Below are 24722 nucleotides of genomic sequence, written 5' to 3'. Positions count from 1 at the left end.
TCTCAGTGGTGCCCCGGCAGAAGCCAAACCCCAGACAGCAAAAAGCCCGCATTAAGCGGGCTTTCTGTGGTGACCTGGCGTTCAGCGCTCCAGATTACCTAATATGGCGCAGCGGACGGGACTCGAACCCGCGACCCCCGGCGTGACAGGCCGGTATTCTAACCGACTGAACTACCGCTGCGCGTAACATTGAAAGTAGTGGTGGGTGATGACGGGATCGAACCGCCGACATTCTGCTTGTAAGGCAGACGCTCTCCCAGCTGAGCTAATCACCCTTTACCTTCGTTGCGGGGCGCATTGTGCCACAGATTTTCATAACATGTTGATTTAATTAATAAATTTATCAAAAAAATCTGAAAACCCGTAAAGCGATACACCCGGCAGGAACTACGGACAGAAAAAAACCCGCGTTAGCGGGCTTTTCCGTGGTGACCTGGCGTTCAGCGTTCCAGATTACCGAATATGGCGCAGCGGACGGGACTCGAACCCGCGACCCCCGGCGTGACAGGCCGGTATTCTAACCGACTGAACTACCGCTGCGCGTAACACTGGAAGCGAATGGTGGGTGATGACGGGATCGAACCGCCGACATTCTGCTTGTAAGGCAGACGCTCTCCCAGCTGAGCTAATCACCCTTCACTTTCGGTGTGGCGCGCATTCTACGGAGCGACTTCACCTCTGGCAAGCACTTTCTAAAATAATTTTTCAGGCCTTCCAAAGGCTTAGAGAAGGGTTGGCCTATGGCGCGGCGAAGAGAATAATGCCCCCCTTTGCATAAAGGAGAGACTCGCCCCATGTGGTTCAAAAACCTGCTTATCTATCGCCTGACCCAAGATCTGCCTTTTGATGCCGAGGCGTTGGAAACTGCACTGGCCACCAAACTGGCGCGTCCCTGTGCAAGCCAGGAGTTGACCACCTACGGTTTCGTCGCGCCGTTCGGCAAGGGCGAAGATGCTCCGCTGGTGCACATCAGCGGCGACTTCCTGCTGATCGCCGCGCGCAAAGAAGAACGCATTCTGCCGGGCAGCGTCGTGCGTGACGCCGTGAAGGAAAAGGTCGAAGAGATCGAAGCGGAACAAATGCGCAAGGTCTACAAAAAGGAACGCGATCAGATCAAGGATGAAATCATCCAGGCCTTCCTGCCGCGCGCCTTTATTCGTCGTTCGTCGACTTTCGCCGCCATCGCGCCGAAACAGGGCCTGATCCTGGTCAATTCGGCCAGCCCGAAACGTGCCGAGGACTTGCTGTCCACCCTGCGTGAAGTGATCGGCTCGCTGCCGGTGCGTCCGCTGACCGTGAAGATGTCCCCTACCGCGACCATGACCGAATGGGTCACCACCCAGAAAGCTGCGGACGACTTCTTCGTGCTGGACGAGTGCGAGCTGCGCGACACCCACGAAGACGGCGGCATCGTGCGTTGCAAGCGCCAAGACCTGACCAGCGAAGAAATCCAGTTGCACCTGAGCACCGGCAAAGTGGTCACTCAGCTGTCGCTGGCCTGGCAAGACAAGCTGTCTTTCGTACTTGACGACAAAATGGTGGTCAAGCGCCTGAAGTTCGAAGACCTGCTGCAAGACCAGGCGGAACAGGACGGTGGCGAAGAAGCCCTCGGCCAACTGGATGCCAGCTTCACCCTGATGATGCTGACCTTCGGCGACTACCTGCCGGCGCTGGTTGAAGCGCTGGGCGGCGAAGAGACTCCGCAAGGGATCTAAAGCCTTGTGATCTCTACTGTGGGAGAGAGCTTGCTCGCGATAGCGGACTTACTGGGTACTGATTTTCGCCGTCGTGGATCGGGAAACAGGCCCAGCAGGCTGTCGACTGATCCGAAAACTTGATCCCTGGGTTAATGATGGGCACTCTATTGTGCAACGCGAGGACGACCTGGCGGCTCGATCGAGTCATTAATCTGGGGACGACCCCGTCAATCGATGGAGGTCTCTCATGTCCTGGATCATTCTGTTCTTCGCCGGCCTGTTCGAAGTTGGCTGGGCCGTCGGCCTGAAATACACCGATGGTTTCAGCCGCCCTCTCCCCACCGCCTTGACCGTGGCCGCCATGGCCATCAGCCTTGGCTTGCTGGGTCTTGCCATGAAGGAATTGCCGCTGGGCACGGCCTATGCGATCTGGACGGGTGTGGGTGCAGTCGGGACAGTGATCGCCGGGATCATTCTCTTTGGCGAATCCATGGCGCTGTTCCGGCTGGCCAGTGTGGCGCTGATCATAGCCGGGCTGGTTGGCCTGAAGGTCAGCGCCTAGTCATTTGCAGGTGTCACTAAAAAGCCCGCCCCCTGTCGATACGGACAGGGGTGCGGGCTTTTTCAATACAGTGATAACGGATCAGCTTTCGGCCAGTGCCCTACGCTCACGCGCGACCGGGACCTTTTCCGCATGCTCAAGCTGCATGCAACGCTCCAGGAACAGGAACATGTAGTCGTAGCTCTTGCAGACTGCCTGACGCAATTCCACTTGCAGGGATTTGCTTGGGTTCATGCCCGCCAGCGTGCAGATGATTTCCAGTGCTTCCCAGGGATGGGCATCGTCGTACTGGGCATGCATCTTCAACCACTTCATGGCCCGCTTGCGATCTTCCTCCGGGAACGATGCCGCGTAGACGCCACTGGAACAGACCAGCGCCGACCACTCCCCGGTCGCACCTTCGATGGCGTAGTTGGTGGCGGCAATGGCAACGATCAACGAATCTGCCGAACTGGTGTGCCAACACCAGTGGCTCAAAGCGTGAAGCTCAGGGGCAACCTGTTGCGCTTGCAGATCTTCCAGACTGACACCGTGTGCACGACTCCAGTGCACCCAGTAATCGGCATGGTTCAATTCGACGCGAATGTTGCGCATCAGCCAGCGACGCGCCATGTCTTCGCCCGGGTGGCGGGCAAAACGGGTCTTGGTCAGGTTCTGTGCCATATACAACGCGAACTGTTCGACCACTGGCCAGCCACCAATCAGGTACTGGCGCATGGTCTTGGCGCTGAGTTTGTTGTCACGCAGACGCTGATACAGTTCGTGTTCGACAACCCGGCGTTTGCTCTCGCTGCAATCCTGGATCAGGCGCTGAGCCCAGGCGGGGTAACTTGCAGCTTCCATGAGGGGTCCGGTTCGGTTGAATGTGTCGATCACTGTCGAGCTCCTTTTGATTGTGATTATAAGGATCAGCAAGAGATTTCAACGGAACGTGCCAGGCGCCTTGAATAACAAAGGCTGAGGCCTGGCAGGACGACTTTGTAAACTGTCGCAGGTAAACGGATGCGGGCGTTCAATAACATACCCTTGAGCGTAATCCACCCCAATCTCCAGCAATGCCTGCTCGATCTGGGGTGTTTCAACAAACTCGGCAATCGTACGCTTACCCATGACATGACCGATGTGATTGATCACTTCGACCATGGCGCGGTTAATGGGGTCGTCCAGCATATCCTTTACGAAACTCCCGTCGATCTTCAGGAAGTCTACAGGTAAATGTTTCAAATAGGCGAATGAGGACATTCCAGCGCAGAAGTCATCCAACGAGAAGTGGCAACCTAAACCTTTGAGTTCATTAATAAATCTAATTGCACTTCCAAGATTGGAAATCGCACTGGTTTCAGTGATTTCAAAACAAATCATTTCAGGCGGTATGGAGTAAGTAACAAACTGTTCACGCAGGAAGTCCAGAAACGCGTCATCTCCGATAGTTGTGCCTGACAGATTAATCGCACACATGGCTAACGGCCCTTTGTGTTTTTCGGCAATGCATTGGGCAATGATCTTGAATACGTTCTGCACAACCCAGCGGTCAATGGATGTCATCAGTCCATAACGTTCGGCAGCCGGAATAAAACTATCGGGCAGAATCATGCGCCCGGCTTCGTCATGCAGGCGCAACAGGATTTCGATATGTCCGCCGCCCTTTTCGATATGACCCAGGGGTGCAATTTCCTGGGCGAACAGACAGAAGCGGTTGTCTTCCAGCGCCATGTGCAAGCGCTGCACCCAAGCCATCTCGCCGAAGCGCAGGGACAGTTCCGAATCGTCGGCGTGATAGACCTGAACCCGATTGCGACCTTTTTCCTTGGCCATGTAGCACGCCATGTCGGCAGCGCGCAGCGAGACTTCGAGGGTGGTCGGGTTCTGAGCGACGTGAACCAGCCCGATGCTCACCGTGGTCACGAACGGTCGGCCTTTCCAGACGAAGTGCAGGTTCTGCACGGTCTGACGCAGGCCCTCGGCGATTTTCTCCGCGGCTTTTGGGGCGCAGTTCGCCAGCAGGATGCCAAACTCGTCTCCACCCAGCCGGGCCAAGGTATCGCCTTCGCGCAAACCGGATTGCAACAAAGCGCAGATATGCCGCAGTAACTCGTCACCCGCGGCATGGCCGCAGGTATCGTTGACCAGTTTGAACTGATCCAGATCGAGGAACATCAGCGCATGGCGCCCCGATTGCCGCGTCAGGTTGTGCAACGCCTGTTCCAGGCGATACTCGAACTCGCGGCGATTGGCGAGCCCGGTCAAGGCGTCATGGGTCGCCTGCCAGGATAAATTGGCAATGTACTGCCGCTCCTGGGTCATGTCGTGCAGCACCAGCACCGTGCCGCTGACCTTGCCAGCGTTGCGGATCGGCGCACCGACCAGGGTGACCGACACCGTGCTGCCATCTAGACGCTGAATCAATTTGGAGTGTTCGCTGCCACCGCTGAGTTGTCCGCTCAAAATGTGCTCGATCAGCGTAAAGCCATCGGTCTGAGCGTTCTCGTCCAGCAGATTGAACAGCGCCGCCAGCGGCAAACCTGTCGCCTGTTCGGCCTTCCAGTGCGTCAACGCCTCGGCGGCCGGGTTCATGTAAGCGATCGCGCCTTCGACATCCGTGGTGATCACGCCATCGCCAATCGATTGCAGGGTGATTTGCGCCCGGTCTTTCTCCAACTGCAGCGCGTCGGCGAAGGCATGGCGCTGCTTGAGCAGTTTGTGCGTACGCATCAGGGCCAAGACAATCAAGCCCAGGGCGGTGGCAAGGTTCGTCACCAGCAGCAGACGCAAAATCACCCGCGAACCTTCGCCCAAGGCATCGCTGAAGGCCTTCGCCGCCGGCGTCACTTCATCGTTGATGGCGAAAATCTGATCCTTCCAGCGCTCGATATCGCTCTCGGAGGCCTGTCTGGTGATGATGCGCTGGTGCATTTCCCGTGCGACGTCATCAAGCCGCTCCAGATACGCGTCGCCCACCGTCCAGAGGTCGATGGCTTTCTCTAGGTAGGTGAAGTGCCGGAAGTTGAGGTACAGCCAGATCAGGCTGGAGATGTCGTCCGGGTGGTTGCCACCCTTGAGAATCGCCCGTCGTGCCGCCTCGATATTCGGCGGCTGATGGTCCAGCGCCACGCGCAACTCGTGGCCCCCTTGGGGCACGGCAATGGCGTTCTGGTATTTAAGAAAAATGCGCTCGTCGCGACTGTCGGCGTAGATATTAAGGTAATAGATGGCGTCTTTTTGGCCCTTGGACCAGAGGCTTTCACCGGCTACATAGCCGCGCACCGCCGACAGAACGTACAGGCTGACACCGCCCAGCAGGGCCTGAAACAGCACGACGGCGATGAATGGCCAGACGATGCCCAACAACCGTGGCGTTCCGAGAGTCCGCGTTTGATTCATGAGGTCCCTTGCATTAACACTGCTTGATCGTCTTCCGGACGAAATCGCTATAGCTAGACTAGGGGGCGTTTTCGCTCCCGGCAAGCGGACAGGTCGCGTCCGGCAATTTCAATTGGCAGCGGCGCAGGCAACGCGCACTGGGGGGCAGTTCGACGCTTGGAGTGCAAAAACCGCGACCCGTAACAACTATGTACCGCCACAAGCAGCTTCAGGTGCTCAAGACTGGTGTCTCTCCTACTTGAAGATGCCAACTGATATGACTTCCATGCCCCCTGAAATAACCGCATCACCACAACCTCAAGGTCAAATGGCGCAACACGACGCCTTGCCGGCCGAACGTCGACATAGCAACCCTTTGGGCTTATCGGTAAACGAGCTGGAAGAACGACGGGCGGCCGCCGCTTTAAAGCTCGAGAGTGGCAATGACCTTTTACAGTTGAGGCGAGGCCCGACCCCCCGAGACCTGGCGCTGTTCGAAAGTGTCAAACGAGTGTCCGCTGATCCCGACCGCGTGGATGTGCAGGCACTGCATGACCGGATCATCTGGGCAGAAGTGATCCTGGCCGTCCAGGATTTTTTACCCGAAAAAAGCTCCTCGCTCTTTAGTTATCTCGCCGGACATGTTTTTTCGTCGGCGACTATGGAGCAGATCAAGGCAACACCCACTGTTTTTTTACAGAGGATTCTACAAACCGCCGAAGCCGAAACGCTGGGCCATTCACTTTTAAAGGCCATTGGTTGGTACGGAGGCAATCAGGGTGAGGAAACATCACCCACCATCCGCACCCAATTAACCGCCCGGGCCTTACAGCTTTGGATGAACCGGCCCGACAGTGAATCCCCCCTCTGCGTAGCCGGTTACGACTTGCGGACCGCCTCGATCCAGGGAAAAACCTATCAGACCATCCAGTCCGAATTTGTGGCCCATCTGATCAAGTCCGGACGGGCAGCCTCGGAAAAAGAAGCCGTCATCATTTCGCAGTTGTTTCTGCCCCGATTTCCGAGCGAATTTCGCATCAGAGACATTCCGCCCACGCTTCGATACTGCGGTTCTGTCGTTTGGGTGAATTTTGTCAACGGCGTGAACCTTATTCAGGCGACAGATGCGCAAGCGTTGGACCAGATGACATTCCAGCAGTTGGTCAATCTGCCGATTGAGACCTCCAGGGAGGCGTCGCCCGAACAACTGGAACTCCTTACCCTGACAAGGATTGATCCGGCCCTTGCCTGGGCGATAGCCCAGGGTGAAGTAGCTCATCGCGACGATGGAAATTACTCGGATGACGAAATTGAACACGCGCTGCGCTGCCTCGATCGGCATACGGACGAACTGACGAAAGCCGTCCTGCAACTTGATCAGCCCCCCCCAAGCCGGCTCGAGATGGCGAAAGCGCAGGTGGAACGTATCTTTGGCAAAGGCAGCTTCACTTCCGACGGAAAAAAACTTGCCTGGAAAATCCCTCTCGACCCAAGTGGTTTTCGCGACACTCCCGTGCTCAGAGGCAAGGAGTATGACTATTACAGCTTCGTTGATGTTTACGCCTCGGGCCAATTCCACAATAAGAAAGTCTGGACCATCACCGAGAATGACGGCCGCACCCTTACTCCCCAGAAAATACAGCTGCTGGAGGACAGAACGATAAGAGTCTCGCCCCCCTGGAAATTGCCCATGTCCACTTTCGTCCTGTCTCCCCACAAACAGCTGCCAGATATCAAAACGCTCTTTGATAGCGCCTTTAAACAGTATCTGACATTGACTAAAGCGGCGTATGAAACGCTGATTCAGAGCCTGCTCGCCTCACTGCCCAGGGTTGATCGCCGGATGCTGGAGTCCGGCGAGGCCAGAATTTACAGTTTGAGAAAGGAGACAACGAGTGTCGAAGCACAGAATGAAACCGCTGAAATGATCCTGCCGCTCAGAGCCCGCAACGGTTTGATATTGCGGGCCACTCACGAGCAGCAAACTGTCACTTACGAGCTATTGCCTCGCGCCGGGGTCATACGCCGTCTCGAAGCGCTGTCACCGGAGTTGATTGGCGGCCGAAATACCACCCAGGAGTGGAAAGTCAGCAGATCCGGAACCGTCAAGGTTTCAGTGCTTCGCCATAAAGACCTGCCATTCGACTGGGACGCTCACTCATCGGGGACCGTCCCGAAGAACAATGCGTTTTGCCAGGCCATCATTGAACAGCTGGGTAACACGCTACCGGCCACAGCCTCCGGGTCTTCAAGCGCACAGAACGCTCCCACTACATTGTCGTCGGAGCGAACGAAAGCCATCAGCCACCTGATCGCGACTGAGCTTCTATATGTCGACCCCAAGGCGCTGAGAGAGGCCGCTAACGGGCAAACCGCATTCGAACGCAAAGAAGCGCAAGATAAAAAAATCCTCCAGCTCGTGAAAATCTTCGTTCCGTTCTGGAACAGCATCGAAGACCTGGCGTCCGGGGATCGCCATCGAATCATCAACGGGGTGTTCGGCCTGTTGGCTGACCTGGTCGCGTTCGTGCAGCCCGTCGGCAAGTTTGCTTCAGGCTCCGTGGCGCTATTGAAGACCGGAGGCCAATTGACGGTCTTCGCTCGTCTGAACACGTTTGGAACGCTGACAAAGCGTTTGCTGACATCCAGCCTGCGAGCACTTTTACCCCTTGATGGACTTCCGCAGCTGGTGCATCCACTGGGTAAAGCCATCATCAAATTAGGCAGGTCCGGCATCTTCAGGTCCAAGAGGCTGATCGGCAAAGCCGCCCGGTATGACGTGCTGCGCAGCCTGCCGGATATCCAGGACGCTGGACGATGGAGGGCGCTGGCCGCCACGGATGAGTTGGTCACGTTCAAAGGGGTCGATGATGTGCCCGTGCGTCAGATTCGCACGGGTGCTGAACCCCACTACCGTCTGCTGGACCCGAAGACGTCCAGACCTTACGGGCCGGCATTGAAAAACGATGAACTGATACGAGGTCGATCTCATTACCGGAGCCTGGAAACCAGCGGCGATCACGTACTCGTCGAACTGCCGGAAAACGTCCGGGCGCGAGAACTGCTCGAAGTTGATGGCCGGACAACGCTGCTGCTTGATGACGTGCCCTATAGACTGCACGAAAACACGTTACGCCGCGCTGACCTTGTTGAGGTCGGATACACGGCGCTGCCATGCCGAGTGCGTCGCGTCCCTGGAGCGGTATGCACCACGAGTTTCGTCACGAGGCCGCCGGCAGCCCCTCCGCTTCCCGCCGACCGATTCGACGACACCAAAGGCTGGGCGCTCTGGTTCGGTGACACGATTTACACCCCGGCCGGCGGCCGCGCCCCGATGAAAGCGGCCTCCTTTGTCAAACGCGATCACCTCACCGCGACCATCGAATTTCGCAAGGGCATTTATGCGCGCGTCAAAATCAACGTACCGGAGCAGGGTCTTGACGATACTTTTCAGGTAGGCGCGATTATCTGCCCCTCCAAGGACGGCTCGAAACACTATGTGTTTACACGCCTCAACGCGGGAGACTTTTACGTGGCCGAGCGCGGCGCAGGGCAGAGTCTGTACGACGGCCTGCTGTCCCTCAAGAAAGCCGATACCCTTGGCGACGAACTGAAAAACGAACTGATAGTGGTCTACACCGGCTCGCTGAATGCCAACAACGTCGCGCGCATTCACGGGGTCGAGGCCGTTGAACGCGCCATGAAAACCATGGATGACATCGCCATCCCCCTCGGCGTCAAGGCGACACCGCCCGACAATATGAACGGGCTGAGAGTGGACACCAGCCCGGGTGAGGCGTTGATGTTCGACAACTCGACACGAATGATCGTCACCCGATTACCGGAAGGAGCGAGTTCCTGGACACGCAGCACCGGAGCGCCGCAAGCCTTCCGGGAAAGAACAGCCACTGTCTTCGATACGCTGTTCCAGTCGCCGACCAGCAATCCCGCCAATGCCGCCGCCGCGTTGCGGATCGACAGAGCGATGCAGAAACTGCAACGGCTGTTGCCCCTGCGCGAACGTGCGCTCAATGCCAGAAACATCGCCTTCGCCGACGTGACGACCATTTCGGGGAGTCGGGAGGTCTACGTCAGTGTTTCCGGCGCCCAGCGCACCACCACCCGCTTGCCGTTGTTCCAGCATCTGGGCGGCAATCAGGTCCGTATGGGTGATACGACGTACTTCAACATTGATTTCGATCAGGCTTATCCCAGAACGTCCCTCGAGGTCACTTCCGAGGGCAAGATATTGGCCGTCCCTCTGACGATCAAGGACATCAACACCTATAAACCGGCACAGACGATCAGACCGACTTCGCTGGACAGCGAAAGCAAGCTGATCGCTGCGATTCGTAAAAAATATCCCGATTTGTCGCAGATCCGCTCCGTCGACGTGGCGACGACAATGCGCCCTTGTGAGTCGTGTTCAGTGGTGCTGAAAGAGTTCGGTCACGATGGCGCAGACAACGCGCTCAAGGTGCTTTGGGGCTGATCTGCAATTGCTGCAAATGCCCATAAAGCTTGGCGTACAACCCACCCTCGGCAATCAGTTGCTGATGGTCGCCATCCTCGGCAATCTGCCCGCCATCAAACACCAGCACCCGGTCGGCCTGCTTCACAGCCGACAGTCGGTGCGCAATGATCAACGTGGTGCGGTTGCTCAAGAACCGCGCCAGCGCCTGGTGCAAGTTGTATTCGGTGGCGGCATCCAGCGCTGAGGTGGCCTCGTCGAGGATTACCACCTTGGGCTCGGCCAGGACCATTCGCGCAATGGCCAGGCGTTGGCGCTGCCCGCCGGATAACCGCACGCCGGAACGTCCGACGATGCTGTCCAGGCCGTTGGGCAGTTCTCGAACGGTCTGGTGCAGTTGCGCGATTTCCAGCGCTTGCCAGCAGGCTTCGTCGCTGCGCTCACGGCCCATGGTCAGGTTGGCGCGGACGGTGTCGTTGAACAACGCCGGATGTTGCAGGACCACGGCGACGTTCTCGCGCACGGTTTCCAGACCAATTTCCTGCTGGGTCGAACCGCCGAAGCGGATCGTTCCGGCGAGCGGCGTGTACAAGCCCAGCAGCAACTGCACCAGCGTACTTTTACCACCGCCGCTGGCACCGACGATCGCGACTTTCTCACCGGGAGCGATCGACAGGTCCATCTGATTCAACACCAGTTCGCCGCCGTAGCCGAAACTCAATCCCTGGACTTCGATGCCAACGGTTTTGCGGCCGTTGAACGGGTCCACTCCGCCCGGATATTCAGGCTCATCGGCCCGGGCCAGTAACTCGTTGATCCGCGACAGTGCGCCGCCGGCCGCGTAGTAGGCGTATTGCAGATTCAGCAGTTGTTCCACCGGGCCGATCATGAACCACAGGTAGCTGAACACCGCGAGCATCTGGCCGATGGACAGGTCGGAAAACAGCACAGTGAGCATCGCCGCCGCACGGAAAATATCGATGCCAAACTGGAACAGCAAGCCGCTGGCACGGTTCGAGGCATCGGTTTTCCACTGCGAGATCACCGCGTAATCGCGTACTTCCCGGGCGCGTTGACCCAGGCGCCCGAGGAAAAAGCCCTGACGATTGCCGGCGCGTACTTCCTGAATGGAATCGAGGGTTTCGGTGAGTGCCTGGGTGAAACGCGAGGTGCTGTCGTTCTCGAGTTTCTTCAGGTGCTTGACCCGCTTGCCCAACTGCACCGTGGCGTAGATCACCAACGGGTTGAACAGCAGGATCAGCAACGCCAGCTTCCAGTGCATCCACATCAGGATGGAGGCGGTGCCGACCAGGGTCAGCATGGCCACGAGGAAACGACTGAGGGTTTCGCCAACGAATTTGTCCAGCGTGTCCAGGTCGGTTACCAGGTGGGTGGTGACCGTGCCGCTGCCCAGGCTTTCGTATTCGCCCAGCGAAATGCGCTTGAGCCGTTCGATCAGCCGCACGCGAATGCGGTACACGATGTCCTTGGCCAGCGCCGCGAACAACCGCGCCTGCACGACGTTGAACAGCAAAGCGGCGCAACGCAGTCCCAGCGTCACCAACAGCATCAGGCCGATGTAACCCGCGGCTTTCTGCCAGTTTTCGGGCAGCGCGTGGTTCATGATCTTCAGCGCGGTGTCGCCGTGGCCCAGCAGCACTTCGTCCACCAGCAACGGCAAGAGCAAGGGGATCGGCACGCTGCACAGGGTTGCCAGCACCGCCACGCCGTTGGCAATCCACAGGGATTTCTTGTGATGCAGCGCCAGGCGGCGGATTTCCACCCAGCTCAGACGGTCGACACGTGTAGCGGTTGGGGCGTCGTCGGGCAGATCATGCACAGGCAGCGCGCTCCAGCCAGCGGCCGAGCAACGGAGACAATACGCTGAGAGGCTGATAGCCATTGGTCAACAGCGCCAATTGACCGTCACGCTCAGCCAGCAAGGTAGGGAAACCGGCAATGCCCAGGTCCTGGACCCAGGTGAAATCGGCAGCCGTCGCGGCGTGCTGATCGGCACGGTCGAACGCAGCGGCGAACTCGATGCGCGGTAGACCGGCTTGCTCCGCCAGTTCCACCAGAACGCTGGCGTGGGTGACATCGCGACCTTCGGCGTAAAACGCGTGCTGAATCAGCCCAAGCAGTTTCCACGCGCAATCCGGCGCCAGGCTGCGCGCAGTCACCAGTGCCCGACAGGCAGGTTCGGTGTCGTAGACAAACCCGTCGGGCAATGCGCCTTCCAGCTTGAACGGTTGGCCAGTAGCCTCGGTGACCGCCTGCCAATGCTCAAGGATATAACGTCGGGTCGTCGGCTCCAGCGCGGAACCGCTGCCAGTACGCAAACCGCCTACCACCAGATGCACGTCCACACCCGCGGCTTGCGCCTGCTCGACCAGCGCGTTGGCGACTGGCGCAAAGCCCCAGCACCAGGAACACATCGGATCCATCACATAGAGCAGGCGTTGCGCAGACATGGTTCAAGCCTCGGAAGGAGTTTGCTTGTAGTTGTAGCCGATCGGATGAGGCAGGTTGCGCGCTTTGGCCAGTTCGATCTGCTTCTGCCGATCAATGGCGCTGCGGCGGGTTTTCTCGCTGAGCGTATCCCAGCAATGCGGGCAACTGATGCCGGCCACATAGTGCTCGGATGTGCGGTCTTCGACGCTGATCGGTGTACGACAGGCATGACATTGATCGTAGTCGCCTTCGCTGAGGTCGTGACGAACGGTCACGCGGTTATCGAACACGAAGCAGTCGCCCTGCCATTTGGTTTCTTCCTGCGGCACCTCTTCGAGGTACTTCAGAATGCCGCCCTTGAGGTGATAGACCTCGTCGAAGCCTTGGCTGAGCATGTAGCTCGACGCCTTTTCACAACGAATGCCGCCGGTGCAGAACATCGCGACTTTCTTGTGCACGGCCGGGTCGAAGTTGGCTTTGATGTAGTCGGGGAATTCGCGAAAACTGGTGGTCTTCGGATCGATGGCGCCCTCGAAGGTGCCGATCGAGACTTCGTAGTCGTTGCGGGTGTCGATCAACAGCACTTCAGGATCGCTGATCAAGGCGTTCCAGTTCTCTGGATCGACGTAGGTGCCGACCTTTTTGTTGGGGTCCACGCCTTCAACGCCGAGGGTGACGATTTCTTTCTTGAGTTTGACTTTGGTGCGATAGAACGGCTGATCGTCGCAGTACGACTCTTTGTGGTCGATGTCGTCCATGCGTGGATCGTTCTTGAGCCAAGCCATCAGCCCATCGATGCCTTCGCGGCTGCCGGACACGGTGCCGTTGATGCCTTCTTCAGCGATCAGCAGCGTGCCTTTGATGCCGTTGTCGACCATCGCTTGCAGCAATGGCTCGCGCAGGGCGACGTAATCTTCCAGAGTGACGAACTTATACAGTGCCGCCACGACAATCTGTTGTGTCATGGGTGATTCTCCAGGTGGCTACCCTCGTAAGGGGTGAACCGGATGCGAAAAAAAACGCGCCGGGTGAGCGGCGCGTTGCGGATTCTAGCAAAAATAAATGTTTCTCTGTAGGAGCACGGCTTGCCGGCGAAGGCGATCTTGAATACGCCTTCGCGGGCAAGTCGGATCGCCGCACCGCTCGCTCCTACCTGCCGCCAGCACAGGTTGGCGAGGCCGGAGCCGCGTCGATCTGTGCCCATTCCTCTGGTGTGTAGGTATGCAGCGCCAACGCATGGAATTCGCCCATCAGCTCGCCGAGCGTGCCGTAGACTTTTTGGTGACGCTTGACCCGGTTGAGCCCTTCGAACTGCTGGCTGACCACCACGGCCTTGAAGTGAGTCTGCAACCCACGGCTGTGCATGTGGCTTTCATCCAGCACTTGCAGATGCTGCGGCTGCAACAGGCCCAGCGTCGATTCGATGCGTTGTTGCATGGTCATACCGAACTCCGCTTAAGGCTTTTTCTTGGCTGGAGCGGCGGCGCCTTTAGGCTCCAGCTCGGCCGTCATGTCAGCCAGCAGTTTGTTGACCACAGGCACTGCGCTTTCCAGCTTGGCTTGAGTCATCTGGGCCGATTGCTGAGTCAGCTGCGGCATTTTTTCCAGGACTTTCTTGCCCAGTGGCGATTTGTAGAACGCGACCAGGTCTTTCAGCTCGGATTCGCTGAAGTTGGTGGTGTAGAGCTTGACCATGTCCGGCTTCAGCTTGTTCCAGCCAATGGCTTGGTCCAGCGCAGCGTTGGCTTTGGCCTGGTAAGTTTCCAGCAAGGCTTTTTTCGATTCAGGGGCTTTGGTCTGTTCAAAGCGCTGAGCGAACATTTGCTGTACTTGCATGTACACCGGGGTGCCCAATTTGTCAGCGTGCGCCAGGGTCAGGAAAGCTTCGGCACTGGCGTTGTGGCTGGCGGTATCGGCAAAAACAGGGCCGCTGGCGCAAACCAGTGCAACCGCGGTACAGATGGCACGAAGACGAGTCATCGAGTTTCCTTTTCTAGCAGGCGAGGTAAAACCCCAAGGGCGTCCATTCTGCGCCTAAAAAAGTGTGTCGCTCAACCCCAAGCCTTACAGGGCCTGAATTAGAGGGGTTGAACGGTCAAATTCCAGACTGATGGAACCACGGCCGGCGATGACGGCCTAAACTGCGATCAGACCTACAGGAGTGTGCACGATGAGCCGTATCGAAACCGACAGCCTTGGCCAGGTGGAAGTCCCGGATGAAGCCTACTGGGGCGCTCAGACGCAACGCTCGCTGATTAACTTCGCCATCGGCAACGAACGTATGCCGCTGGCGGTGCTGCATGCCCTGGCGCAGATCAAGAAAGCCGCGGCGCGGGTCAATGACCGCAACGGTGACCTGCCCGCCGACATCGCCCGGCTGATTGAACAGGCCGCCGACGAAGTCCTCGATGGCAGCCACGACGACCAGTTCCCGCTGGTGGTCTGGCAGACCGGCAGCGGCACTCAGAGCAATATGAACGTCAACGAAGTGATCGCCGGACGTGCCAACGAACTGGCCGGTAACCCTCGCGGCGGCAAATCACCGGTTCACCCTAACGATCACGTCAATCGCTCTCAGAGCTCCAACGACTGCTTCCCGACCGCCATGCACATCGCCGCCGCCCAGGCGGTGCAACAGCATTTGCTGCCGGCGATCAGCGAACTGTCGGGCGGATTGGCCGAGCTGTCCGCGCGACACATGAAACTGGTCAAGACCGGTCGCACCCACATGATGGACGCGACGCCGATTACCTTCGGTCAGGAACTCTCGGCGTTCATCGCGCAACTGGATTACGCCGAGCGGGCAATCCGCAGCGCGCTGCCGGCCGTGTGTGAACTGGCCCAGGGCGGCACCGCGGTCGGCACCGGACTCAATTCGCCCCATGGTTTTGGCGAAGCCATCGCTGCCGAGCTGGCCGCCCTTTCCGGCCTACCGTTCGTCACTGCACCGAACAAATTCGCCGCCCTGGCTGGCCATGAACCGCTGACAACACTGTCCGGCGCGCTGAAAACCCTTGCCGTGACCCTGATGAAAATCGCCAACGACCTGCGCCTGCTGGGCTCCGGACCGCGAGCAGGCTTTGCCGAAGTGAAACTGCCAGCCAACGAACCGGGCAGCTCGATCATGCCGGGCAAGGTCAATCCGACTCAGTGCGAAGCGCTATCGATGCTCGCTTGTCAGGTACTGGGCAACGACGTCGCCATCGGTTTTGCAGCGAGTCAGGGCCATTTGCAATTGAACGTGTTCAAACCGGTGATCATCTATAACCTGCTGCAATCGATCCGCCTGCTGGGCGATGGTTGCAGCAACTTCCACCAGCATTGCATTGCGGGTCTGGAACCGGATGCAGAGAAAATGGCTGAACACCTGGAGCGTGGGTTGATGCTGGTGACGGCGCTGAATCCGCACATTGGTTATGACAAATCGGCGGAGATCGCCAAAAAGGCTTACACAGAAGGGCTGACCTTGCGTGAGGCGGCGTTGCAACTTGGGTATCTGACAGATGAAGAGTTTGATGCCTGGGTGCGGCCGGAGAATATGTTGGAGGCGGGTGCCAAGGGTTAAGATTTTCGGCGCTTGACAGTCAGTCTTCGCGGACAAGCCTCGCTCCTACAGGGTTTTGTGTCGATCGCACTATCGGGATCGCCCCCCTGTAGGAGCGAGGCTTGCCCGCGAAGAACGATGACGCGGTCTAACTGGCGGCCATCCGCACCTTTCGGGCTCTGAGCCCCGCAATCAACGACGGCCCTAACGCCACCAACGCCGACCCAAGCACCACCAGCACCGCCCCGCCATAACCCAGACCATTGATTGTCTCAGCATGCACATAGTCCGGCCATAACCCCGCCGCCACAGCCACCGCAGCGAACGTCACCAACGGCGTAATCGCCAGCGTCGCACTGACCCGCGATGCCTCCCAATGGGCCAGAGCCTCGGCAAATGCGCCATAGGCGATCAGGGTGTTCATGCAGCACGCCAGCAGCAGCCAGCCTTGCAGCGGACTCAGTTGCAGCGCTTCCAGCGGATGCACCCACGGCGTCAGCAACAACGCGCAGAACAGGTAGATCACCATCATCACCTGCAACGAATTCCATACCGTCAGCAATTGCTTCTGCCCCAAGGCGTAGAACGTCCAGACCGTGGACGCCAACAGCACCAACAGCACACCGGCGGTGTAATCGGTCAACGAAGTAAGCAACTCGGCCAACCGCTGATTGAAAAACAATGCGAAACCGATCAGCAACACCAGCAGGCCAATCCCCTGCCCCACGCTGAACCGTTCCTTGAATACAAACAGACTGGCGATCAACAACATGATCGGCCCCATCTGCACCACCAGTTGCGCGGTGCCGGGGCTGAGCAGGTTCAGGCCCATCAGGTACAGCACGTAATTGCCCACCAGGCCGAGCACCGCCATCAACACCAACCAGCCTCCGCGCGGGCCGAGCACTTTGCGGCTCGGCAGGCGCCTGGTCGCCGCCAGGTAAATGAACAGGCACCCGCCGGACACGATCAAGCGAAACCAGGTCACCGTCACCGGGTCCATCACCAGCAGCACTTGCTTGAGTTTGATCGGCAGAATTCCCCACAGCAGCGCAGTCAGCAAGGCCAGGAACAGACCATAAACCCAGCGACCCGATGAAATGTGCATGGCGAACCCCGAAGCCAAGTGGCGAGAAAGGTCATTCTAGGCTTAGAGCCGTTCGGCACACAGGGACAGTTGGGTGTGGGCCGCGAATGAAACTGTGCGGGTCGCACCATTAAATTGGCGCTATGCCGTCGATCGGCTGGCCAGGCGTTGCAAGTGGTTCATGTTTAAGCTCATTGAATTCGCCAGCAGCAGGAGATCGCCATGTACGGCAAGCGCGCCCAGGACAATGCCCCCACCACGCACTTTCGCTGTGACCGGGTGTGTCGTGTGAATGGGGAGTTGTATTTCAGCACCCGGGAAAACACCCTGGAGGGGCCGTTTGAAAACCCGGAGAAATTGGCGCGGGAGGTACAGGCTTATATCGAGCGGATGCTGCTTTTGCGTATGAGCCTATAGACCGCGGCGCCTCCATTCGCGAGCAGGCTCGCTCCCACAGGGATCTCGTGTGTGACAAAGATCGAGTGTGGGAGCGAGCTTGCTCGCGACAGTGGCTAACCAGGCAACACAAATCTTGCAGTCTTAACGCACCGCTTCAAACAACCCGGTCGCCCCCATCCCGCCACCCACACACATGGTGACGATGCCGTAACGCAGATTACGCCGTTGCAATTCACGCACAAGGTGCCCGACCTGACGCGAACCGGTCATGCCGAACGGGTGGCCTATGGAAATCGAACCGCCGTTGACGTTGTACTTGTCGTTATCGATCTCCAGCCGATTGCGGCTGTAAAGGCACTGGGACGCGAAGGCTTCGTTGAGTTCCCACAGATCAATGTCGGCAACCTGCAAACCCTTGGCCTTGAGCAACTTCGGCACCGAGAACACCGGGCCGATGCCCATTTCATCCGGCTCGCACCCGGCCACGGTGAAACCACGGAAGAACGCCTTCGGCTTCAACCCCAGTTCCAGTGCTTTTTCCAGGCTCATGACCAGCGTCATCGACGCGCCATCGGACAGCTGAGAAGAGTTGCCCGCCGTCACCGTACCGTCTTCGGCAAACACCGGTTTCAATCCCGCCAAGCTTTCCAGGGTGGTGTGCGGGCGATTGCAGTCGTCGCGATCGACGATGCCGTCAAGGATCTGCACCCGACCGGAGGCCTTGTCTTCAACGCGATACTTCACCGCCATCGGCACGATTTCATCGTCAAACAATCCAGCGACCTGTGCCTGAGCGGTACGTTGCTGACTTTGTAGCGCGTACAGGTCCTGTTCTTCGCGACTGACGTTGTAACGACGGGCAACGATTTCGGCCGTCTGCCCCATCGGGAAATAGATGCCTGGCACCTGCTCTTTAAGCAGCGGATTGATCAGGTTGTCGGTGTTGATACTTTTCATGGTCAGGCTGATGGACTCGACGCCACCGGCGACGATGATGTCGCTGCAACCCGAAGCGATCTGGTTGGCGGCGATGGCAATCGCCTGCAAGCCCGACGAGCAAAAACGGTTGAGCGTCATGCCGGCAGTGCCAGTCCCCAAGCGCGACAGCACCGCAACGTTGCGACCGATGTTGAAGCCCTGGCCACCTTCGTTGGAGCCGGCACCGACGATGCAATCCTCGACGCTGGCCGGATCAATGCCCGTGCGCTCGAGCAGCGCATTGATGCAGTGAGCCGCCATGTCGTCCGGACGGGTCTGGTTGAACTTGCCGCGAAAGGATTTGGCCAGGCCGGTCCGCACGCTGTCGACGATCACTACTTCACGCATGGCATACCTCATTATTGTTGTCGGTTGGGAGTGGACCGAGCATAAGTCCACCGTGTTATCGACCGCGACAATCATTCACCCCGCGTATGCGCAACCATCGCTCACTTCTTGGGCTTTTTCACCTTCCTGTCGTGCTTGCCGGATTTTTCGAAAGCCTCCTCCAGCGCCAGATTAATGGTGCGCAGGACTTTGACCCGCGCCCAGCGCTTGTCATTGGCTTCCACCAGCGTCCAGGGCGATATCTCGGTGCTGGTGCGATCGACCATGTCGCCGACCGCCGCGCGGTAGTCGTCCCATTTATCACGATTGCGCCAGTCATCTTCGGTGATCTTGAAGCGTTTGAAGGGGATCTGTTCGCGCTCTTCGAATCGTTCCAGTTGCGTCTGTTTATCGATAGCCAGCCAGAACTTGACCACGATTACCCCGGCATCGGCGATCTGCTCTTCGAAATCGTTGATCTCACTGTAGGCGCGCAACCAGTCGGCCGAGCTGCAAAAGCCTTCGATGCGCTCCACCAGCACCCGGCCATACCAGGAGCGGTCGAACACAGTGAATTTGCCGCGCGCCGGTAAATGTCGCCAGAAGCGCCAGAGATACGGGTGCGCCCGTTCCTCTTCGGTGGGCGCGGCGATCGGCACGATGCTGTACTGACGCGGGTCCAGCGCCGCGGCAACCCGGCGAATCGCCCCGCCTTTGCCCGCCGCATCGTTGCCTTCAAACACCGCGATCAAGGCGTGCCGACGCATGCGTTTGTCGCGCATCAGCCCGGAAAACCGCGCCTGCTCGGTGATCAACTGTTCTTCGTAATCGTCCTTGTCCAGGCGCAGGGTCAAGTCGAGGCTGTCGAGCAGGTTTACCTGATCGACGCTGGGGGACACTGGCGCGGCGCTGACTTTTTCCGGGTGAATTTTCGGCCGTTTCAGAGCGCTTTGCAGACCCTCGAGCAAAATTTTGCCCACGACCAGGCTCCGATAACGCGGGTCCATCCCGGCGATGACATGCCACGGCGCATAGTCACGGCTGGTGCGGCGCAGTATGCGTTCGCCATATTTCACGAATGTGTCGTACGTTTCGGATTGTTGCCAGTCCAGCGGACTGATGCGCCAGCTGTGCAGCGGGTCATCGGCCAGCGCCTTGAGGCGTGCCTTCATTTGTTTCTTGGAAAGATGGAACCAGAACTTGAATATCAGCGCGCCTTCGTCGCACAGCATCTTCTCCAGCCGCTCGGCTGCGTTGATGCTTTGATCGAGTCTGGGATCGCTGAACAAGCCATGAACCCGACCTTGCAGCATCTGGCTGTACCAGTTACCGAAGAAAATCCCCATGCGGCCCTTGGCCGGGAGCATCCGCCAGTAGCGCCAGGCCGGTGGCCGCGCCAGCTCTTCGTCGGTCTGTTGATCGAAGGTGCGGACCTCGATCAGGCGTGGGTCCATCCATTCGTTCAGCAACTTGACCGTCTCGCCCTTGCCGGCGCCTTCGATGCCATTAATCAAAACGATCACCGGAAAACGGCGTTGCTGGTGAAGTTCGAACTGCGCTTCGAGCAAGGCTTCACGCAAGGCCGGCACTTCGGCGTCGTAGGTTTCTTTGTCGATGGCGTGACCGATTTCGGCAGATTCGAACATGGGACGGCTCCTTCCAGGATTGAGCAAGACTATCGGATTGACCTCACCTGCGTGGGAGAAATCCCTTGCTCGCAGCAACGACTGGCTCCTTGTAGCAGCTGCCGAAGGCTGCGTTCGATCGCGCAGCGGTCGCAAAATCAGCCGATGTATTTTTTCAGGTAAAACGTGAATTCAGGATTTACGATCGCTGCGCGATCGAACGCAGGCTGCGCCAGCAGCTACAGATTTTCAGCGAATCTGCGAACGCACGCGTTGCCATGGATCAAGCACCGCCCCGGCGATCGGCTAGAATGGCCGCCTTGCCGTTGCCGAGCCTGCCATGAAACCTGTATTGCCCCACGCCCAGCTCGACTGGGACGACCAAGGGCTCCCGCGCTCGCGGGTGTTCGATGATGTGTACTTTTCCGACCTGTCCGGGCTGGACGAAACCCGCTACGTCTTCCTCGAACAGAACGCTTTGCGTGAGCGCTTCGCTGCGTTGCCGGCCGGCGGTCGACTGGTGATTGGCGAGACCGGTTTCGGTACCGGGTTGAATTTTCTGTGCGCCTGGCAGTTGTTCGAGCAGCATGCGGTGGCCGGAGCGCGGCTGCATTTTGTCAGTGTCGAAAAGTACCCGTTGAGTGCACCGGATCTGCAACGGGCGCTTGCGCTCTGGCCGGAGCTCAAGCCGTTTACCGATCAGTTACTCGCGCAGTACGTGGGGATCCACCAAGGCTTCCAACGCCTGGTGCTGGACAACGGCCGCGTGACCCTGACTCTACTGATCGGCGATGCGCTGGAACAATTGCCGCAACTGGACGCGCAAATCGATGCCTGGTTTCTCGACGGTTTCGCCCCGGCGAAAAACCCTGACATGTGGACCGCGGAACTGTTCACCGAACTGGCGCGGCTGGCGGCGCCCGGTTCGACCATCAGTACGTTTACCAGCACCGGCTGGGTGCGCCGCCTGCTGAATGCGGCGGGCTTCAAGATGAAGCGCACGCCCGGCATTGGCCACAAATGGGAAATCCTGCGCGGCGTGTTTCTCGGCTGGCCTGAAGAAGTCCCGACGCCCGCCGCGGCCAAACCATGGTTTGCGCGCCCGACGCCACGGACCGGCGAACGTCGGGCACTGGTGATCGGTGCCGGCCTGGCCGGTTGCGCCACGGCCGCCAGCCTCGCGGCGCGGGGTTGGCAAGTCAGTCTGCTGGAACGCCACCACGCACTGGCGCAGGAGGCTTCGGGCAATCCTCAGGGCGTGTTGTACCTCAAGCTTTCGGCCCATGGGACGGCGTTGTCGCAACTGATTGTCAGTGGTTTCGGTCACACCCGGCGCTTGCTTGAACATCTGCATCGGGGCGTCGACTGGGACGATTGCGGGGTCTTGCAACTGGCCTTCAACGCCAAGGAAGCCGAGCGTCAGGCGCAATTGGCTTCAGCCTTTGCGCCAGACCTGGTGCACTTGCTCGATCAACCGCAAGCCGAGGCCCAGGCCGGCATCGCCCTTGAGCACGGCGGATTATTCTTCCCGGAAGGCGGCTGGGTTCATCCGCCCGCGTTGTGCCACTGGCAAGCGTCCTCGGCGAACATCCAGTGGCTGCCCCATCGCGATGTACTGGAACTGCGCAAGGTTGATGATCAGTGGCAGGCTTGGGACGGGGATGATTTGCTGGCCAGTGCCCCCGTGGTGATCCTGGCCGGCGCCGCCGAGATCAAGCGTTTTGCGCAGAGCGCCGAACTGCCCCTCAAACGCATTCGTGGCCAGATCACCCGACTGGCACAAACACCTGAAAGCCAGAGCCTGGCCACCGTCGTCTGCGCCGAAGGCTATGTCGCGCCGGCTCGACTGGGCGAACACACGCTCGGCGCCAGCTTCAATTTCAAGAGCGATGACCTGACCCCGACCCTCGCCGAACACCTCGGCAACCTGGCCTTGCTCGAGGAAATCTCCCCGGACCTGACCACTCGACTGCATGCTCAGGAACTGGACCCGCAGCAGCTTGAAGGGCGCGCCGCGTTCCGCTGCACCAGCCCGGACTATCTGCCGATCGTCGGCCCGTTGGCCGAGCAAGCAGCGTTCGCCGACGCCTACGCCGTACTGAGCAAGGATGCCCGGCAAGTACCAGACACTCCCTGCCCCTGGCTTGAGGGTTTTTACGTCAACAGCGGCCACGGTTCTCGCGGCCTGATCACCGCGCCACTGTCGGGTGAATTGCTCGCAGCGTGGATCGAGAACGAACCTCTGCCCCTGCCCAGAGCGGTCGCCGAGGCCTGTCATCCCAACCGTTTTGCCGTGCGCCAATTGATCCGCGGAAAAATCTGACGGCTCGCTTTATAACTTATCGGTCTAAAACTCCGGAGATTGAGCCGGGTCAGTTTCTGAGTACCCGCTGTTTTTGGCGCGTATCGATTGACCCTCCCCAACGGAAAAACCGGTAAGGACTTTATGTGTGGATTAGCTGGCGAGTTACGCTTTGATCATCAACCTGCGGACCTCGCGGCCGTTGAACGAATCACTCATCACCTGGCGCCTCGCGGCCCTGACGCGTGGGGCTTTCATTGCCAAGGGCCGATTGCCCTTGGCCATCGTCGCCTGAAAATCATGGACCTGTCGGACGGCTCCGCGCAGCCGATGATCGACAACCCATTGGGCTTGTCCCTGGCCTTCAACGGCGCGATCTACAACTTCCCGGAACTGCGCACCGAGCTTGAAAGCCTGGGTTATGCCTTCTATTCCGGCGGCGACACCGAAGTGTTGCTCAAGGGCTATCACGCCTGGGGCGAAGCCTTGCTGCCCAAGCTCAACGGCATGTTCGCCTTCGCCATCTGGGAGCGCGACGCCCAACGCCTGTTCATTGCCCGCGACCGTCTCGGCGTGAAGCCGCTGTACCTGTCTCGCACCAGCCAGCGCCTGCGCTTTGCCTCGGCGCTGCCGGCGTTGCTCAAGGGCGGCGACATCAACCCGATCCTCGATCCGGTGGCACTTAATCATTACCTGAATTTCCACGCCGTGGTCCCGGCGCCGCGCACCTTGCTGGCCGGCATCGAAAAACTGCCGCCGGCCACCTGGATGCGCATCGAAGCGGATGGCACCACCGAGCAGAAAACCTGGTGGACCCTGCCCTACGGACCACACGCCGACGAGATGAATCTGACACTCGAAGACTGGCGCGACCGTGTACTCGACAGCACCCGTGACGCGGTGGCGATCCGTCAACGTGCGGCGGTCGATGTCGGTGTGCTGCTTTCGGGCGGGGTCGATTCGAGCCTGCTGGTCGGTCTGTTGCGTGAAGTCGGTGTTGAAAACCTGTCGACCTTCTCCATCGGTTTCCAGGATGCCGGCGGCGAGCGCGGCGACGAGTTCCAGTATTCAGACCTGATCGCCAAGCACTACGGCACGCAGCATCACCAACTGCGCATTGACGAAAAAGAGATCATCGAGCAACTGCCTGCGGCTTTCCGCGCCATGAGCGAACCGATGGTCAGTCATGACTGCATTGCTTTCTATCTGCTGTCCCGTGAAGTGGCCAAGCATTGCAAGGTGGTGCAAAGCGGCCAGGGTGCCGACGAGTTGTTCGCCGGTTATCACTGGTATCCACACGTCGACGGTGCCGCCGATCCGTACGCGGCCTATCGCGATGCGTTTTTCGACCGCAGCTACGACGACTACGCCGCCACTGTGCAGCCGAAATGGCTGACAGCGAATGACGCGGCCGGTGACTTCGTCAAAGAACATTTCGCACAGCCCGGCGCCGATGCGGCGGTGGACAAGGCCCTGCGTCTGGACAGCACGGTCATGCTGGTGGACGACCCGGTCAAACGCGTCGACAACATGACCATGGCCTGGGGCCTGGAAGCGCGCACGCCGTTTCTCGACTACCGCCTGGTGGAATTGTCGGCGCGCGTGCCGGGCAAATTCAAACTGCCGGATGGCGGCAAGCAAGTCTTGAAAGAAGCCGCGCGACGGGTCATTCCGAGTGAAGTGATCGATCGCAAAAAAGGCTACTTCCCGGTCCCTGGCCTGAAGCATCTGCAAGGCGATACGCTGAACTGGGTGCGCGAACTGCTGCTTGATCCGAGCCAGGATCGCGGCCTGTTCCAGCCAGAGATGCTCGACCGCCTGCTGACCGATCCGCAAGGCCAGTTGACCCCATTGCGCGGCTCCAAGCTGTGGCAATTGGCGGCATTGAACCTGTGGCTCAGTGAACAAGGAATCTGATC

General features: G+C 58.9%; 17 protein-coding genes and 4 tRNA genes. 7 read left to right on the top strand and 14 right to left on the bottom strand.

From position 1 onward, the window contains the following. Positions 1-104 precede the first annotated feature (104 nt). The 4 genes from ACYZT3_RS08745 to ACYZT3_RS08730 all read right to left on the bottom strand — a co-directional run bounded on the left by ACYZT3_RS08745 (position 105) and on the right by ACYZT3_RS08730 (position 635). Positions 105-181 (bottom strand) — tRNA-Asp (locus ACYZT3_RS08745). Between the two features lie 18 nt (positions 182-199). Then, positions 200-275 (bottom strand) — tRNA-Val (locus ACYZT3_RS08740). A 188-nt stretch (positions 276-463) separates the two neighbouring features. Further along, positions 464-540: transfer RNA gene (locus ACYZT3_RS08735), tRNA-Asp, on the bottom strand. Between the two features lie 19 nt (positions 541-559). After that, positions 560-635: transfer RNA gene (locus tag ACYZT3_RS08730), tRNA-Val, on the bottom strand. 159 nt (positions 636-794) lie between these two features. Between ACYZT3_RS08730 and rdgC the strand changes: the two genes are divergently transcribed. Together rdgC and sugE are read left to right on the top strand one after the other, a co-directional pair. Further along, positions 795-1715, top strand: a complete 921-nt coding sequence (gene rdgC / locus ACYZT3_RS08725; protein WP_282380997.1) for a recombination-associated protein RdgC — start codon at positions 795-797, stop codon at positions 1713-1715. A gap of 229 nt (positions 1716-1944) precedes the next feature. Continuing rightward, complete coding sequence (gene sugE, locus ACYZT3_RS08720) at positions 1945-2259, top strand: quaternary ammonium compound efflux SMR transporter SugE (RefSeq protein ID WP_027922462.1); 315 nt, start codon at positions 1945-1947, stop codon at positions 2257-2259. An 81-nt stretch (positions 2260-2340) separates the two neighbouring features. On the opposite strand, the gene ACYZT3_RS08715 is transcribed toward sugE, so the two are convergent. Together ACYZT3_RS08715 and ACYZT3_RS08710 are read right to left on the bottom strand one after the other, a co-directional pair. Beyond that, positions 2341-3102: a TenA family transcriptional regulator gene (locus ACYZT3_RS08715; protein WP_462031879.1), complete on the bottom strand. Its 762-nt coding sequence runs from the start codon at positions 3100-3102 to the stop codon at positions 2341-2343. A gap of 78 nt (positions 3103-3180) precedes the next feature. Beyond that, positions 3181-5640 (bottom strand): EAL domain-containing protein, encoded by a 2460-nt coding sequence (locus ACYZT3_RS08710; RefSeq protein WP_282380990.1) that lies wholly within the window; start codon positions 5638-5640, stop codon positions 3181-3183. Between the two features lie 256 nt (positions 5641-5896). Here ACYZT3_RS08710 and ACYZT3_RS08705 point away from each other — a divergent pair, with 256 nt between their 5' ends. Beyond that, a complete protein-coding gene (locus ACYZT3_RS08705) occupies positions 5897-10111 on the top strand; it encodes a hypothetical protein (RefSeq protein ID WP_462031878.1) in 4215 nt (1404 codons plus the stop codon). Here the strand turns inward: ACYZT3_RS08705 and ACYZT3_RS08700 are convergent. The 5 genes from ACYZT3_RS08700 to ACYZT3_RS08680 all read right to left on the bottom strand — a co-directional run bounded on the left by ACYZT3_RS08700 (position 10092) and on the right by ACYZT3_RS08680 (position 14521). Next, positions 10092-11930 (bottom strand): ABC transporter ATP-binding protein, encoded by a 1839-nt coding sequence (locus ACYZT3_RS08700; protein ID WP_462031877.1) that lies wholly within the window; start codon positions 11928-11930, stop codon positions 10092-10094. The two genes, ACYZT3_RS08705 and ACYZT3_RS08700, sit on opposite strands and share 20 nt — an antisense overlap. Further along, positions 11923-12525, bottom strand: coding sequence for a DsbA family protein (locus tag ACYZT3_RS08695; protein WP_177338865.1), 603 nt, complete (start codon positions 12523-12525; stop codon positions 11923-11925). The genes ACYZT3_RS08700 and ACYZT3_RS08695 overlap by 8 nt, the downstream gene beginning before the upstream one ends. 39 nt (positions 12526-12564) lie before the next feature. Beyond that, a complete protein-coding gene (gene trhO / locus ACYZT3_RS08690) occupies positions 12565-13506 on the bottom strand; it encodes an oxygen-dependent tRNA uridine(34) hydroxylase TrhO (RefSeq protein WP_282380980.1) in 942 nt (313 codons plus the stop codon). Between the two features lie 184 nt (positions 13507-13690). Further along, a complete protein-coding gene (locus tag ACYZT3_RS08685) occupies positions 13691-13984 on the bottom strand; it encodes a BolA family protein (protein ID WP_095133039.1) in 294 nt (97 codons plus the stop codon). A gap of 12 nt (positions 13985-13996) precedes the next feature. Next, positions 13997-14521: a DUF2059 domain-containing protein gene (locus tag ACYZT3_RS08680; protein WP_109633752.1), complete on the bottom strand. Its 525-nt coding sequence runs from the start codon at positions 14519-14521 to the stop codon at positions 13997-13999. A 190-nt stretch (positions 14522-14711) separates the two neighbouring features. Between ACYZT3_RS08680 and ACYZT3_RS08675 the strand changes: the two genes are divergently transcribed. After that, positions 14712-16106 carry a class II fumarate hydratase gene (locus tag ACYZT3_RS08675; protein WP_282380971.1) on the top strand — a complete coding sequence of 465 codons (1395 nt, stop codon included), beginning with the start codon at positions 14712-14714 and terminating at the stop codon, positions 16104-16106. Positions 16107-16233: 127 nt separating this feature from the next. Here ACYZT3_RS08675 and ACYZT3_RS08670 read toward each other — a convergent pair whose 3' ends face one another. Beyond that, positions 16234-17193: a DMT family transporter gene (locus ACYZT3_RS08670; RefSeq protein WP_282380969.1), complete on the bottom strand. Its 960-nt coding sequence runs from the start codon at positions 17191-17193 to the stop codon at positions 16234-16236. A 201-nt stretch (positions 17194-17394) separates the two neighbouring features. Between ACYZT3_RS08670 and ACYZT3_RS08665 the strand changes: the two genes are divergently transcribed. Beyond that, entirely contained in the window at positions 17395-17589 is a 195-nt protein-coding gene (locus ACYZT3_RS08665) for a DUF6316 family protein (protein ID WP_462031876.1), read from the top strand. Positions 17590-17712: 123 nt separating this feature from the next. Here the strand turns inward: ACYZT3_RS08665 and ACYZT3_RS08660 are convergent, their stop codons facing one another. Continuing rightward, complete coding sequence (locus ACYZT3_RS08660) at positions 17713-18897, bottom strand: thiolase family protein (protein WP_462031875.1); 1185 nt, start codon at positions 18895-18897, stop codon at positions 17713-17715. A 101-nt stretch (positions 18898-18998) separates the two neighbouring features. Continuing rightward, positions 18999-20522 (bottom strand): polyphosphate:AMP phosphotransferase, encoded by a 1524-nt coding sequence (gene pap, locus ACYZT3_RS08655; protein ID WP_282380962.1) that lies wholly within the window; start codon positions 20520-20522, stop codon positions 18999-19001. Positions 20523-20841: 319 nt separating this feature from the next. Between pap and mnmC the strand changes: the two genes are divergently transcribed. Then, positions 20842-22824, top strand: a complete 1983-nt coding sequence (gene mnmC / locus ACYZT3_RS08650; RefSeq protein WP_462031874.1) for a bifunctional tRNA (5-methylaminomethyl-2-thiouridine)(34)-methyltransferase MnmC2/FAD-dependent 5-carboxymethylaminomethyl-2-thiouridine(34) oxidoreductase MnmC1 — start codon at positions 20842-20844, stop codon at positions 22822-22824. Positions 22825-22947: 123 nt separating this feature from the next. After that, complete coding sequence (locus ACYZT3_RS08645) at positions 22948-24720, top strand: N-acetylglutaminylglutamine amidotransferase (protein WP_462031873.1); 1773 nt, start codon at positions 22948-22950, stop codon at positions 24718-24720. The last annotated feature ends 2 nt before the right edge of the window (positions 24721-24722 follow it).

The sequence above is a fragment of the Pseudomonas sp. MDT1-16 genome (genome assembly GCF_054898115.1).
The sequence above is the reverse complement of the archived record's forward strand: the minus strand, read 5'-3'. Positions and strand labels throughout refer to the sequence as shown.

Coding starts and splice junctions, on each gene's coding strand:
- ACYZT3_RS08665 (WP_462031876.1), top strand. CDS start 17,395: ATGTACGGCAAGCGCGCCCAGGACAATGCCCCCACCACGCACTTTCGC.
- ACYZT3_RS08670 (WP_282380969.1), bottom strand. CDS start 17,193: ATGCACATTTCATCGGGTCGCTGGGTTTATGGTCTGTTCCTGGCCTTG.
- pap (WP_282380962.1), bottom strand. CDS start 20,522: ATGTTCGAATCTGCCGAAATCGGTCACGCCATCGACAAAGAAACCTAC.
- sugE (WP_027922462.1), top strand. CDS start 1,945: ATGTCCTGGATCATTCTGTTCTTCGCCGGCCTGTTCGAAGTTGGCTGG.
- ACYZT3_RS08715 (WP_462031879.1), bottom strand. CDS start 3,102: ATGGAAGCTGCAAGTTACCCCGCCTGGGCTCAGCGCCTGATCCAGGAT.
- mnmC (WP_462031874.1), top strand. CDS start 20,842: ATGAAACCTGTATTGCCCCACGCCCAGCTCGACTGGGACGACCAAGGG.
- ACYZT3_RS08660 (WP_462031875.1), bottom strand. CDS start 18,897: ATGCGTGAAGTAGTGATCGTCGACAGCGTGCGGACCGGCCTGGCCAAA.
- ACYZT3_RS08680 (WP_109633752.1), bottom strand. CDS start 14,521: ATGACTCGTCTTCGTGCCATCTGTACCGCGGTTGCACTGGTTTGCGCC.
- ACYZT3_RS08675 (WP_282380971.1), top strand. CDS start 14,712: ATGAGCCGTATCGAAACCGACAGCCTTGGCCAGGTGGAAGTCCCGGAT.
- ACYZT3_RS08705 (WP_462031878.1), top strand. CDS start 5,897: ATGACTTCCATGCCCCCTGAAATAACCGCATCACCACAACCTCAAGGT.
- ACYZT3_RS08710 (WP_282380990.1), bottom strand. CDS start 5,640: ATGAATCAAACGCGGACTCTCGGAACGCCACGGTTGTTGGGCATCGTC.
- ACYZT3_RS08695 (WP_177338865.1), bottom strand. CDS start 12,525: ATGTGTTCCTGGTGCTGGGGCTTTGCGCCAGTCGCCAACGCGCTGGTC.
- rdgC (WP_282380997.1), top strand. CDS start 795: ATGTGGTTCAAAAACCTGCTTATCTATCGCCTGACCCAAGATCTGCCT.
- ACYZT3_RS08645 (WP_462031873.1), top strand. CDS start 22,948: ATGTGTGGATTAGCTGGCGAGTTACGCTTTGATCATCAACCTGCGGAC.
- ACYZT3_RS08685 (WP_095133039.1), bottom strand. CDS start 13,984: ATGACCATGCAACAACGCATCGAATCGACGCTGGGCCTGTTGCAGCCG.
- trhO (WP_282380980.1), bottom strand. CDS start 13,506: ATGACACAACAGATTGTCGTGGCGGCACTGTATAAGTTCGTCACTCTG.